This window comes from Erwinia persicina, assembly GCF_019844095.1.
Classification (GTDB): domain Bacteria; phylum Pseudomonadota; class Gammaproteobacteria; order Enterobacterales; family Enterobacteriaceae; genus Erwinia; species Erwinia persicina.
Window position 1 is genome coordinate 2,434,665 of sequence record NZ_CP082141.1, and the last position, 13,543, is coordinate 2,448,207.

Sequence of the window (13,543 nt, forward strand, 5' to 3'; positions counted from 1 at the left end):
GTCATGCCTTACCGCTGGCGAATCATTCTGCAACAGGATAAAAGAACACCATGTCAGATAATCAACCTTTTGCAATAGAACCGGGACTAAGCCACCAGCTGGGGGCCAACTTTGATGGTGAAGGGGTGAACTTTGCCCTGTTCACCGCGCACGCCGAGCGCGTGGAGCTGTGCCTGTACGATGAGAGCGGTACGCAGGAAATTGCCAGACTGACGCTGCCTGAGTACACCCATGAGGTGTGGCATGGCTATGTACCAGGCCTGCGGCCGGGGGCGCTGTACGGCTACCGGGTTTATGGCCCGTACGATCCGGAAAACGGACACCGGTTTAACCCGAACAAGCTGCTGATTGATCCCTATGCGCGCGAGCTGTCGGGCGACATCGAGTGGAACGAAGCCCACTTTGCCTATGACCTGTACGATGATGATAAAGATCTGACCTTTGATACGCGTGACAGCGCGCCGTTTACGCCCAAATGCCGCGTTATCGACCCGGATGAATTTCACTGGCATGATGAAAACCGCCCTGTCATCCCCTGGTCCCACACGGTGATTTATGAAACCCACCTGAAAGGGTTTACCCAGCTGAATACGGCGGTGCCGGAGGCGCTGCGGGGTACCTATGAAGGCATGGGGCATCCGGCGTCCGTGGAGTATATAAAGAGCCTCGGCGTTACCTCGGTCGAACTGTTGCCCGTTCACTGGTTCCCGGACGATCAGCACCTGCTGGACAAAGGGTTGAAAAATTTCTGGGGGTACAACACCCTGGCCTTCTTCTCACCCGCGTCGCGCTATTTCGGCCCCAACGGTATTCAGGGGTTCCGTGATATGGTGCGCGCCTTCCACGATGCCGGGATCGAGGTGATCCTTGATGTGGTTTACAACCACACCGCTGAGGGTAATGAGCTGGGTCCTACGCTCTCCTTTAAGGGCATCGATAACTTCTCTTATTACCGCACCCTGCCCGATCAGCACCGTTACTATATTAACGACACCGGCACCGGTAATACCGTCAACACCTCCCACCCGCGCGTACTGCAGATGGTGATGGACTCCCTGCGTTACTGGGCGCAATCGATGCATATCGATGGTTTTCGCTTCGACCTGGGTACCATTCTCGGCCGTGAACCGGGCGGCTTCGATCCGCGCGGCGGCTTTTTTGACGCCATCATGCAGGATCCGGTGCTGTCCAAACTGAAGCTGATCGGAGAACCCTGGGATATTGGTCCGGGTGGCTATCAGGTGGGCGCTTTCCCGCCGGGCTGGGCCGAGTGGAACGACAAGTATCGTGATACGGTGCGGGAATACTGGAAGGGAGACAACGTGTCGACCGAATTTGCCGCGCGCCTGCTGGGGTCGGGCGATCTGTACGATCAGCGCGGCCGGCGGCCCTGGGAGAGCGTGAACTTTATTACCGCACATGACGGCTTTACGCTGAATGATCTGGTCTCTTACAACGAAAAGCATAACGATGCCAACGGTGAGGACAATAACGACGGGCATAATGATAACCGGTCATATAACTATGGCGCGGAAGGCCCTACGGAGGATGAAGGCATTAATGCGGTGCGTGAACGTCAGAAACGTAATTTTCTCGCCACCCTGCTGTTCTCTCACGGTACACCAATGCTGCTGGCCGGGGATGAGTTTGGCCGCAGCCAGGTCGGCAATAACAATGGTTACTGTCAGGATAACGAAATCTCGTGGATCCACTGGGACGCGGTGCCGGAAAGTGGTGAAGCGCTGCGCGAGTTTACCCGACAGGTGATTGCGCTGCGCGCTGCACAACCGCTGCTGCGCCGTGAAAGCTGGCGTGATGATATGGAGATCAAGTGGTTCAACGCAGGCGGTGGTTTTCAGCAGCCAGAGCAGTGGGATGAAGGGTCAACGCTCGGGGTCTATATTGGCCGGGCGGATCTGGCCGACCAGGAAGGGATATGGCATGACGTGCTGATGCTGTTTAACCCGTATGAGGGCAATGTGCCCTTCCTGATCCCACAGTTTGGTGAAGGTGGCTGGGTGCTGGAACTCAGCACCTCAGACCGGGCTAAGCCCGGTAAAATCATCACCAAAGAGAAGAACGTCGAACTGGAAGGGCGCAGCATTGCCCTGTACCGCAGGCCATAACGCGTCAGTCGTTTCAATGCACAGGTCAGCTTAGCGGCTGACCTGATGCCCGATCACCCCGCCGATAGCCGCCCCACCCAGGGTACCCCAGGTACTGCCCCCGGTCAGAACAGCCCCGCCCACTGCGCCCACACCCGCACCGATGGCCGTATTTCTGCCACGGTGAGACATGCCACAGGCCGTGACCGAAAGCGTAATCAGTAATACCATGGCTATTGTACCGCTGCGTTTTAAAAGCATCAAAAACCTCGCCACCATCATAGTGATGGAATGCAAAAAAGTGAGTCTTATTGGTTTTTTACCCTTCCCCGGGTAACAACGGGCGTCCTTCGCAGCAGAATATAATCGTTACCCTGGAAATCCGGCAGGTAAATATTCTTATAAAATAGCGCTATTTTTCAGGCCGCACCGTTCTGCTTTACGTGACGTCACCGCGCTGATGTTCACCAACCCTGCCAGACGCAACAAAATGAAGCGTGTTTCACCTGGCTATCTTCGCTGTGAAACAGCTCACGCTCTGATATGAAACCGGTTGCAGAAATGGATCGCACTGATAGCATGAAATCGGTTTCACCCTCTGTTACATCTCTCTCTACCCATATAAAAAGGTCGAAATAAATGGCAGTTATCAGGGATTACAATAAGTTAGCAACTGATATACTTCACGAGGTCGGTGGCGAAAATAATATTAACACCTTCTCACGCTGTGCCACCCGCCTGCGGCTGGTGTTAAATGAAACGCCGGATGGCGCGAAAGAAAAAGTGCAGCGTCTGCCCGGCGTTATCGCCGTAGTGGAGAGCGGTGGCCAGTTTCAGGTGGTCATCGGTACGCACGTGGCCGACGTCTTTAATGCCCTCTCTTCGCTGATTGGCGAGCAGCACGGCGGCGGGCAGGCGAAACAGAAAACGCGCTGGCTGGATGCCGTGATTGGCACCATGTCGGCGGTCTTTGCCCCGATTGTTTATATTCTGGCGGCAGCGGGGATCCTGCAGGGAATATTAATCGTCATCGCCCTGATTGATGCGGATATTAAAACCACCGGCACCTTTGCCATCTTCAACTTTATGTCATGGACGCCCTTCGCTTTCCTGCCGGTGTTTATCGCCATTACCGCCGCACGACACTTTAAATGCAATCCGTTTATTGCCGTGCTCTGCTGCTGTGCCCTGATCAACCCGGAGTGGACCGCGATGGCAGGCCGCATCGCCGGGGGAGAAACCATCAGCTTCCTGTTTATTCCGCTGGCAAAAACCGTCTATACCTCCTCGGTGCTGCCACCGCTGTTCCTCGTCTGGGCGCTGTCATGGCTTGAAAAGCGCGTTGAACGACGGCTGCCCGAGGTAGTCAGCGCGCTGTTTACGCCGCTGATTTGCTTTGTGATCATCGTACCGCTCACGCTTATCGTCATTGGCCCCCTCACCACCTGGGCGGCGATGGGCGTGGCCAGCGGTTATAACGCGCTGTTCGCCTTTGCCCCGGCCGTGGCCGCCGCCGTGATTGGTGGGGTATGGCAGATCATTGTCATTTTTGGTGTTCACTGGGGGATCACCCCGGTGATTATGGCCAACTTCGATACCCAGGGTTATGACTCTTTCCAGGCCTATCAGACCATTGCGGTGATCGGACAGATGGCTGCGGTGTTCGGGGTCTTCCTGAAAACGCGCAACAAAGCGCTCAAGGCGACCTCGCTGTCGGCAGGCGTGACCGCGATTTTCGGTATTACTGAACCGGCAATATACGGGGTGACGCTGCGCTTTAAAAAGCCCTTTATCTGTGGCTGTATTGGCGGGGCGATCGGCGCGGTCGTCGCCAGCCTGTTTGGCTCACTTTACTATGCCTACGCCGCCCTGCCGGGCCTGTTCACCCTGGTCAATGCCATCAGCCCGGATGCGCCCATGTCGTTTATCGGTGAACTGGCAGGCAGTGCGACGGCCATTATCCTGACCATTGTGATGGTACAGTTTGTGGGCTTCGACGATCCGGTGGCTGAAGAGACACTGGCCGAAACGACGACGTCCCCGTCCCCGGCTCCGGCTCCGGCCGCCGCCGTTCCGGCCCAGGCCCGCAGCCTGGAGCTGATGAGCCCGCTGCCGGGTACGGTAATGTCACTGGAAAGCGTTGCCGACGAAACGTTCGCAGGCAAACTGCTGGGCGACGGCATCGCCATTCGTCCCAGTGAAGGCCAGGTGGTGGCACCGTGCGACGCCGTGGTCGCCACGCTGATCGACTCTCACCATGCAATTGGCTTACTCTGCGATAACGGCGCTGAGCTGCTGATCCACGTCGGGCTGAATACCGTTGCGCTGGAGGGCAGGCACTTCCGCCCGCTGGTGAAAGAAGGCGACAGAGTGACTGCCGGCACGCCGCTGCTGGCCTTCGACAGGGCTGAAATTGAAGCGGAGGGCTACGATCTGACCACGCCCGTCCTGGTGGTGAACAGCGATGAATTCCGGCTAAAAAAACACCAGTCGCAGGGCGAAATAGAACCGCTGATGCCGCTGATGAGCCTTTCCTGATGACTTCACGGCAGAGCGCACCCGCTCTGCCGTTTCCTGCCCCCTGCCGGACGCGTCGCGCACGCTTTCTGCTCCTCCCCCTTTATTTTCTCTCACCCTCAGATTTACCATGATCGCGTAAAAGAAAATGCTTATGATAATGATTACCATTGAACTTTAGCTGAGCCGCCCTGTCCCTCCGCGCTTCTCGCCGCCGGAGGACATGATAAAAACGGCCATGCTGCATACCCACCTTATTGAAGGGATTTTTTTATGCCTCTCCGCTCCAGGCTTTCTTCGCCCCGTGAAAGCCGTACCCCGTTGCGCGCTCCGGGTCGCCAGACAGCCCTGTCCGTTTCACTGCTGGCGCTGACGATCCACGCCCTGCTTACACCGGCTCAGGCCCGCGAGACTCCGCTGTCAGAGGACCTGGTGGTCGATGCTGCCGTGGACGACACGGCAACGGAGAATCAGCAGGACTATGCGGTGCAGACCACCCGGGCAGGGACAAAAATGCTGCTCACGCCGCGCGACGTGCCACAGTCATTAAGCGTCGTCACTGAGCAGCGGATGCTGGACCAGAATCTGCAAACCGTGGGCGAGGTGCTGGATAACGCCACCGGGATCGCCTCGCAACTGGTGGACAGCGAACGTTCCAGCTATTTCTCACGCGGTTTCCAGATCACCAACTACACCTTTGATGATATCCCGACGTCGGCGGCAGATAACTGGAACTACGGTGATGCCGGGGAAGACACCGCCATCTATGACCGCATCGAAGTCGTGCGCGGCGCCACCGGGCTAATGAGCGGTGCGGGCAGCCCTTCGGCGTCGGTCAATATGGTACGCAAACATGCGGACAGCAAGACGGTGACCGGCAATCTCAGCGCCAGCTATGGCCGCTGGAATACCCAGCGGTACGTGGCCGACCTCTCTGCCCCGCTGAACGAAGCAGGCACCGTACGTGGCCGCGTTATCGCGGGTTACCAGGATCAGGACGGCTGGCTGGATCGCTACCATAAAAGCAAAAAGTTCCTCTACGGCGTGCTGGATGCCGATGTGACCGACAACACCACGGTCTCGCTCGGCTACGACTATCAGGAGAGCAACACCGGCAACCCGACCTGGGGCGGATTGCCGACCTGGTACAGCAACGGTTCGCGCACCCACTACAACCGCAACCTCAATCCGTCGGCCGACTGGACGCGTTACAGCCTCGATTCGCGTAAGATTTTTGCCAACGTCAAACATGACTTTGATAACGGCTGGACCTTCCGCGTCAATGCCACGCATGCTGAGCAGACTTTTGCTGACAAGCTGCTCTATGTGATGGAGTTCCCCGATTCGGGGACCGGCACAGGAGTCAGCGGCTATGGCAGTCTGGATCGCGGTAAGCGCACGCAGGAATCGATTGATACCTATGCCAGCGGTCCGTTTGAACTGCTGGGGCGTCATCATGAGTTGATGGCCGGCGTCAGCTACAGCCGCCAGCATAACCAGACCTACAGCGTGGACGGTGCGCTGGATTATGCGCAGATGGGCAGTTTTGATAACAACTGGAACGGCAAGGTTCAGGAGCCGGAATGGGGTGACTGGTATCTGAATGCCGATGACGTGATCCGCCAGAAATCGGCCTACACCGCCGCCCGCTTCTCGCTGGCCGACCCGCTGTCGATGATCCTCGGTGCACGTTACACCCAGTGGAGCACCGTTGGCAGCAGTGGCAACATGAACAAAAATAACATCACGCCATACGGCGGCCTGGTGTACGACATTGATGATACCTGGTCCGCTTACGCCAGCTACACCTCTGTCTTCCAGCCGCAGACCTACCGTGGCACTGATGGAGCCTATCTGTCGCCAGTGACCGGAAAAAACTATGAAACCGGCCTGAAGTCTGACTGGTTTGATGGGCGTCTGACCGCCACCTTTGCGGTATTCCGTATTGAGCAGGAGAACGTGGGTCAGGAACTCAGCGGCACCTTTGTGAATGGTTCCAGCGAGCAGGCGTATGTTGCGGCTAAAGGCGCGGTGAGTAAAGGCGCGGAGTTTGAGCTGAACGGTGCCGTCACCGACAACCTGCAAATGACCTTCGGGGCAACGCGCTATGTGGCGCGAGATACCTCCGGCCGCTTCAACAGCAATATGCCGCAGACCTCATTTAAACTCTTCTCCCGCTACCGTTTACCAATGTTGCAGGACCTGACCCTCGGCGGCGGGCTTAACTGGCAGAACCGCACCTTCCAGGACGCCACTGGCCCGGATGGAGAAGTCCAGCGCGTTTACCAGGGAAGCTATCCACTGGCCAGCCTGTTTGCCCGCTATGAGGTCACGAAACAGCTGGCGGTGCAGGCGAACGTCGATAACCTGTTTGACCGCTCTTATTACTCATGGGGCAGCGATTATGTGGTTTACGGCGAACCGCGTAGCTACTCGGTCAACCTGTCGTACGCCTTCTGATAAAAAAGCCCCGGCACGATGCCGGGGCTGATCATGCAGACAGCGCGATGACTGCTGTAATCCCTTTTCTCGTTTACCAGGCCGCGCCTTATCAGCGTGGTAACAATCGATGCGCTGAATCCTTATAACCGACGTGAACACAGTGTGACAGGATGGTGTTATCCGCGCCAATGCGCCCTGTCACCGTCATTAAGGAGTGCCTGTGTCTGCTATCGAATCCCTGGCTGAAGCCACTGAATTTTATGTTAACTCCCCGGAACACTTCGCTCCGCTGCCGCGACCGTCACAACCTGCGCATATCATTACCAGTGATGCTGAAGCGATTGCTGTCGCGGAACGGCTGGCGCAACAGTTTGCACCGGGCGCTGCCCGCCGCGACCGTGACGGTATTTTACCGGTGGCCGAGCTGGACGCGTTCTCCCAAAGCGGCCTGTGGGGCATCAATATCCCACGGGAATACGGTGGCGCAGGTGTTTCCTATGCAACGGTCGCGAAGGTGATTGCCATTATCTCCGCTGCGGACTCGGCGCTGGGGCAGATCCCGCAAAACCATCTGGCGGGGGTGGCTCATCTGCTGGAGGACGGTACGGAAAGCCAGAAGCAGACGCTGCTGGCCGGCGTCTTGTCCGGATTACGCTGGGGCAACGCCTTCTCAGAAAAAGGCACCGCCACGGTGGCCGATTTCAAAACAACGGTGCGCCAGCATAACGGTGAACTGGTAGTGAATGGCGAGAAGTTCTACGCCAAGGGCGCGTTGCTGGCGCATCTGGTGCATACCGTGGCAATAGATGAAGAAGGTCGCGCCAATCTGGTGGTGCTGGATCGCGATGCAGCGGGTCTGACAGTGATCAATAACTGGTCGAGCTTCGGCCAGCGCACTACTGCGTCCGGCACCGTGCTGCTGGACAATGTTCATGCACCGCAGGAACGACTGATTCCCGTCTGGCAGGCATTTGAACGCCCTACTGCCGCGGGCCCGATTTCACAAATTATTCAGGCGGCGGTGGATACCGGCATCGCACGCGGCACGCTGGCCGATACGCTGGCCTTTGTGCGCGAGAAATCACGCCCGTGGATCGACAGCGGCCAGGAACGCGCCAGCGATGATCCCTTTACCATTGCTGCCATCGGCGACCTGCAAATCCGTCTGCATGCCGCCGAAGCGCTGCTGTGGCACGCCGGAGAGCTGATCGATGTTGCTATCACCACACCCAGTGAAGAAACGGTGGCCGCCGCTACCGTCGCCACAGCCGAAGCCAAAGTGCTGTCCACCGAGATCGCCATTCTTGCAGGTAACAAGCTGTTTGAACTGGCCGGCACGCGCTCCACGCTGGCGGAATATCAGCTTGATCGCCACTGGCGCAATGCCCGCACGCACACGCTGCACGATCCAGTGCGCTGGAAGTATTTCCATGTCGGGAACTACTATCTGAACGGCGTTAACCCACCGCGCCATGCGTGGAGTTAATGCAGAAAAAAGCCCGCATCAGCGGGCTTGATGATCAGACGGCGCGTTTCTGACGCAGGGCATTAAGATGTTGCTGTATCCCCTCCTCAAGACAAAACACGCAATTCAGATGTGAGCAGTCTTCCAGTATCTGGAACCGCAGATGAGTGTTGCCATGCTGTTTAGCAAATACCGCCATCGCCTGCGCACTGAACGTTCGCCATCGTCCGGTCTGCATGTGTGGATGTTTCGCGCACGGATGGTATTATCCCTGCGCCGCTAAAAAGTTCAATGGAGTCAAGCATGTCCACACTGCGTTTACTGGTATCTGATTCGTACGACCCCTGGTTCAATCTGGCGGTAGAGGAGTGCATTTTCCGTCAGATGCCGGCGACTCAGCGAGTGCTGTTTTTGTGGCGCAATGCCGAGACAGTCGTCATTGGCCGTTCGCAGAACCCGTGGAAAGAGTGCAATACGCGGCGCATGGAAGAAGATGGCATCCGTCTGGCGCGACGCAGCAGCGGCGGTGGCGCGGTGTTTCATGACCTCGGCAACTGCTGTTTTACTTTTATGGCCGGGAAACCGGAATACGACAAAAGCGTGTCGACCGGGATTATTCTGCGGGCACTGGCGTCACTGGGTATTCAGGCTGAAGCCTCAGGCCGTAATGACCTGGTGGTGAATACGGCCGACGGGGTGCGTAAAATTTCCGGTTCTGCTTACCATGAAACCCACGATCGCGGTTTCCACCACGGCACCATCCTGCTTGATGCCGATCTCTCCCGCCTGGCCGATTACCTCAACCCGGATGTGAAGAAACTGCAGGCCAAAGGCATTACCTCCGTACGTTCGCGCGTGGCGAATCTGGAAGAGCTGGTGCCGGGGATTACCTTTGAAGCGATTTGCAGCGCGGTAACGGCGGCCTTCTTCGACCATTTTGGCGAAGCATGCCAGCCCGAGCATATCTCCCCGACGTCCCTGCCCGACCTGCCCGGCTTCGAGGCGCAGTTCGCCAAACAGAGCAGCTGGCAGTGGAATTTCGGCCAGGCCCCGCAGTTTCAGCATCTGCTGGATCACCGCTTCAGCTGGGGCGGTGTGGAGATCCACGTTGACGTGGAGCGCGGTAAAATCAGCCGCTGCCAGATTTTCAGCGACAGTTTGAACCTGACACCGTTAGAACAACTGGCAGAGCAGCTGCCCGGCACCGAATATCGGCCGGAGGCGCTGGCAGCCCGGGTGGCACGGCTGAGGGAGCCGTTTCCTCAGCAGGCGTTGGAACTGACGGAGCTGGAGTTGTGGCTGGCAGAAAGTGTGCGATGATGAGGCGTCTGGTTAAGATTTTAAGGGCAAGGTCAAGGACGTTGACCTTACCCAGGCCAGCACCACGCTTCTCAACGTTAAACGCCCATCACCACCACGCACTGCCCGGCACGGACCGTCGTCCCGGGCTCTACCCTGACTTCCTCGATCACACCATCGCACGGTGCCAGCAGCGGTATCTCCATTTTCATCGCTTCAATAATCACCAGCACATCCCCTTTCGTGACACTGTCACCAACACGGCCTTTCACCTGCCACAGATTGCCGGCGATCGCGCTTTCCACGGCCAGCAGCCCGGCGGCTAACGGGGCGTCCTCGCTCAACCCGGCGGCGGCCTCCTGGCTGTCAAAATGCGCCTGGCCGCTGGCGATCCAGCGTTCACGTTCGGCGTTGAACGCCGCGCGCTGATGCTGACGGAAATCGCTGATGCCTGTCGCTTCTGCCATCAGAAACTGCTGGTAGTCTGACAGGGCCAGTTCGGTCTGCTCAATGCGTAACGGATAGCGCCCCAGCGGGAAATCGCGGCGAATGCGCAGCAGCTCCTCTGCGGAAACCGGGTAAAACCGGATCTGGTCGAAGAAGCGCAGCAGCCACGGCTTGCCGCCGAAGTCGGCCACCTCACGGTAGCGGTTCCACATCTGCAGCGTGCGTCCGACAAACTGGTAGCCTCCCGGCCCTTCCATCCCGTACACGCACAGATACGCCCCACCAATCCCTACCGAGTTTTCCGCCGTCCAGGTGCGTGCCGGGTTATATTTGGTGGTCACCAGCCGGTGGCGCGGGTCAAGGGGAGTGGCGACCGGCGCGCCAAGATAGACATCGCCCAGCCCCATCACCAGATAGCTGGCGGCAAACACCGTGTCGAAGACCGTGTCGATATCCGGCAGATCGTTAATGCGGCGGATAAACTCCAGATTACTCGGGCACCATGGGGCATCCCGGCGCACCGTGGTCATATATTTATCAATCGCCTGCTGGCAGGCGGGATCGTCCCACGACAGCGGCAGCCAGACGACCCGTGACGGTACGCGCAGATCCTGCAGACCGGTTACCTTCTGCCACAGCCCGTCGATAATGCCGAGCAGTTCCTCCTGCGGCAGACGATCGGGTTGATAGTGGATTTGCAGTGACCGGATACCCGGCGTCAGGTCAATAACAGCCGGATGATTCAGGGCTTCCAGCGCCTGCATCAGCGCGTGGCCGCGAAAGCGCAGCACCAGATCCAGCTCCGGCGCGCCGATTTCCAGCAGCAGGTGGGTATCGCCGGACAGGCGTGCCACCAGGCGAGCATCCTTTTCCCCCCGATCCAGCACCACCGGCGAGGTCAGCGCCGCCGGCTGCCACGCGGGTTCTGACGGAATAAGATCGTCCAGCTCCGCCTGACGCCCGGCGTAAAGCTGCCGGGCAGTGGCGATATCGACCGGCACAAAGCGCAGCCTGTCGCCAGCCTTAAGCTGGCCAATCTGCCACAGGTCGGCTTCGATCACCGTCACCGGGCAGACAAACCCGCCGAGGCTCGGGCCGTCCGGGCCGAGGATCACCGGCATGTCGCCGGTAAAGTCCACCGCGCCCACCGCATAGGGATTGTCATGAATATTGGACGGATGCAGCCCGGCCTCGCCGCCGCTGTCGCGGACCCACTCGGGTTTCGGGCCGATCAGGCGCACCCCGGTGCGGCTAGAGTTAAAGTGAACCTCCCAGTCGGTCGCAAAAAAGGTACTGATGTAATCCGCGGTGAAATACTCCGGTGACGCGTGGGGGCCGTAGATCACCCGCAGTATCCGGCATGCCGGCAAATGTGGCACCAGCGCCGGTGGCAGCGTAACGCCAGCACCGGAGTCAGTCAGGGTAGTGAGGTGCAGGATGTCCCCGGTGCGCAGTGCCCGCCCCGCATGGCCGCCAAACTGACCCAGGGTAAAGGTGCTTTTACTGCCGAGGTAGTCCGGTACCACAATTCCACCGCGCAGGCAGAGATAGCTGCGCACCCCGGCGTCTTCCATACTGCCCAGCGTTAAGGTTGCGCCCGCCGGAATGGCGAACGTGCAGTTCATCGGCAGGGTTTTCCCCTCGAGCATCAGCGTCACCGGCGCGCCGCAGACCACCGCCACGCTGGCGGTATTGAAGCGCAGCGTCGGGCCAGTCAGCGTGATCTCCAGCGCGGCGGCGTCGGGGGGGTTATTCAGCAGGCGGTTGCCAAAGCGCAGCGCCCGGTCATCCATCGGGCCGGACGGCGGCACGCCCACGGCCCAGTAGCCGAGACGACCGGGATAATCCTGTACCGTTGTCTGCGTCCCGGCATTCAGCACCTCGACCGTGGTAGCCTGGTAGCTTAACCCGTCAAGGAAACGCGTCCAGGGTTCGCCGCGGGCAAAGGGCGCTGAGTGGAGGATCTGCCGCAGATACTGACGATTGACCTCCACCCCGTACAGCCGCGTTTCACTGAGTGCGTCATCCAGCGCGGCCATCGCCAGCTCACGGGTAGCGCAGCAGGTGATGATTTTCGCCAGCAGGGGGTCGAAGAACGGCGGGATTTCGCAGCCGGACTCTACCCAGGTATCGATGCGCAGCCGTCTGCCGTCGGCGGGCGGAAAACTGACGTCGGTCAGCAGCCCCGGTGAGGGCTGGAACTGGCGACCGGGATCTTCGGCATAGACCCGGGCCTGAATGGCATGACCCTTAGGTGACAACGTCACTTCCAGCCCCGCCAGCGGCGGCAGTTCCCCCGCGGCCAGGGCAATCATCCAGCGTACCAGATCCACGCCCCACACCTGTTCCGTGACGCCGTGCTCCACCTGCAGGCGGGTATTCACCTCCAGGAACCAGAACTGCTCTGCGGCCGCGTCGTAAACGAACTCTACCGTTCCGGCGCTGCGGTAGCGGACGGCTTTGCCCAGCGTGATGGCGGCGGCACAGAGGGCCTCCGCCATGCCATCGGGCAGGTTCGGGGCGGGGGTTTCTTCCATCACCTTCTGATTGCGCCGCTGCACCGAGCAGTCGCGTACGCCCAGGGCTATCACCTCGCCCTGCCCGTCGCCAAAAATCTGCACTTCAAGATGGCGGGCGCGCGCAATGTATTTTTCAATAAATACCCCGGCATCGCTGAAGTTGTTCTGGCCCAGACGCTTTACCGCGTCAAAGGCCTGCAGCAGGCTGTCGTCATCATGGCAGACGCGCATACCGATGCCGCCGCCGCCGGCGGTACTTTTCAGCATCACCGGATACCCCACCACGCGGGCCGCTGCCAGCGCAGCATCCACGTCATCCAGCAGGTCCGTCCCTTCCAGCAGCGGCACCTGCTGCTGTTTCGCCAGCGCCCGGGCGGTATGCTTCAGGCCAAACAGGCGCAGCTGTTCGGCCGTCGGGCCGATAAAGGCGATGCCCGCCGCTTCACAGGCGTCGGCAAACGCGGCGTTTTCCGAAAGAAAACCGTACCCCGGATGGATGGCCTCTGCGCCACTCTCCCGCGCGGCGGCGATAATCTTTTCCACGTCCAGATAGGTCTGCGCCGCCGGGCCTTCTCCCAGACTGATGGCGCTGCCGGCCTCGCGGATGTGCAGGCTGCTGGCATCCGATTCGGAAAATACGGCAATCCCCGTCACATCCATCTCACGCAGGGTACGTAAAATACGGCACGCAATCGCGCCACGGTTAGCAATCAGCAGTTTTTTGAACATCAGGAAGACTCACACCAGGG

At 59.1% G+C, this 13,543-nt stretch carries 7 protein-coding genes; 5 read left to right on the forward strand and 2 right to left on the reverse strand.

Annotated elements, in window-relative coordinates:
- Positions 1–50: 50 nt before the first annotated feature.
- Entirely contained in the window at positions 51–2,126 is a 2,076-nt protein-coding gene (gene glgX, locus K6L24_RS11045; protein ID WP_222681452.1) for a glycogen debranching protein GlgX, read from the forward strand.
- Between the two features lie 30 nt (positions 2,127–2,156).
- Here glgX and K6L24_RS11050 read toward each other — a convergent pair whose 3' ends face one another.
- Positions 2,157–2,366: a glycine zipper 2TM domain-containing protein gene (locus K6L24_RS11050; protein ID WP_062743284.1), complete on the reverse strand. Its 210-nt coding sequence runs from the start codon at positions 2,364–2,366 to the stop codon at positions 2,157–2,159.
- Between the two features lie 378 nt (positions 2,367–2,744).
- On the opposite strand from K6L24_RS11050, the gene K6L24_RS11055 reads away from it, so the two are divergent.
- The 4 genes from K6L24_RS11055 to lplA all read left to right on the forward strand — a co-directional run bounded on the left by K6L24_RS11055 (position 2,745) and on the right by lplA (position 9,849).
- On the forward strand, positions 2,745–4,643 hold the full coding sequence (locus tag K6L24_RS11055; protein WP_222681453.1) for a beta-glucoside-specific PTS transporter subunit IIABC: 1,899 nt from the start codon (positions 2,745–2,747) through the stop codon (positions 4,641–4,643).
- 252 nt (positions 4,644–4,895) lie between these two features.
- Complete coding sequence (gene fhuE, locus K6L24_RS11060; protein ID WP_222681454.1) at positions 4,896–7,082, forward strand: ferric-rhodotorulic acid/ferric-coprogen receptor FhuE; 2,187 nt, start codon at positions 4,896–4,898, stop codon at positions 7,080–7,082.
- 211 nt (positions 7,083–7,293) lie between these two features.
- A complete protein-coding gene (locus K6L24_RS11065) occupies positions 7,294–8,550 on the forward strand; it encodes an SfnB family sulfur acquisition oxidoreductase (RefSeq protein ID WP_425333071.1) in 1,257 nt (418 codons plus the stop codon).
- 282 nt (positions 8,551–8,832) lie between these two features.
- A complete protein-coding gene (lplA, locus tag K6L24_RS11070) occupies positions 8,833–9,849 on the forward strand; it encodes a lipoate--protein ligase (protein WP_222681455.1) in 1,017 nt (338 codons plus the stop codon).
- Between the two features lie 77 nt (positions 9,850–9,926).
- On the opposite strand, the gene uca is transcribed toward lplA, so the two are convergent.
- Positions 9,927–13,523, reverse strand: a complete 3,597-nt coding sequence (uca, locus tag K6L24_RS11075) for an urea carboxylase (protein WP_222681456.1) — start codon at positions 13,521–13,523, stop codon at positions 9,927–9,929.
- Positions 13,524–13,543 lie beyond the last annotated feature (20 nt).

What these genes read in the sequence shown, in the direction of transcription:
- glgX (WP_222681452.1), top strand. Translation starts at nt 51, where the DNA reads ATGTCAGATAATCAACCTTTTGCAATAGAACCGGGACTAAGCCACCAG.
- K6L24_RS11050 (WP_062743284.1), bottom strand. Translation starts at nt 2,366, where the DNA reads ATGCTTTTAAAACGCAGCGGTACAATAGCCATGGTATTACTGATTACG.
- K6L24_RS11055 (WP_222681453.1), top strand. Translation starts at nt 2,745, where the DNA reads ATGGCAGTTATCAGGGATTACAATAAGTTAGCAACTGATATACTTCAC.
- fhuE (WP_222681454.1), top strand. Translation starts at nt 4,896, where the DNA reads ATGCCTCTCCGCTCCAGGCTTTCTTCGCCCCGTGAAAGCCGTACCCCG.
- lplA (WP_222681455.1), top strand. Translation starts at nt 8,833, where the DNA reads ATGTCCACACTGCGTTTACTGGTATCTGATTCGTACGACCCCTGGTTC.
- uca (WP_222681456.1), bottom strand. Translation starts at nt 13,523, where the DNA reads ATGTTCAAAAAACTGCTGATTGCTAACCGTGGCGCGATTGCGTGCCGT.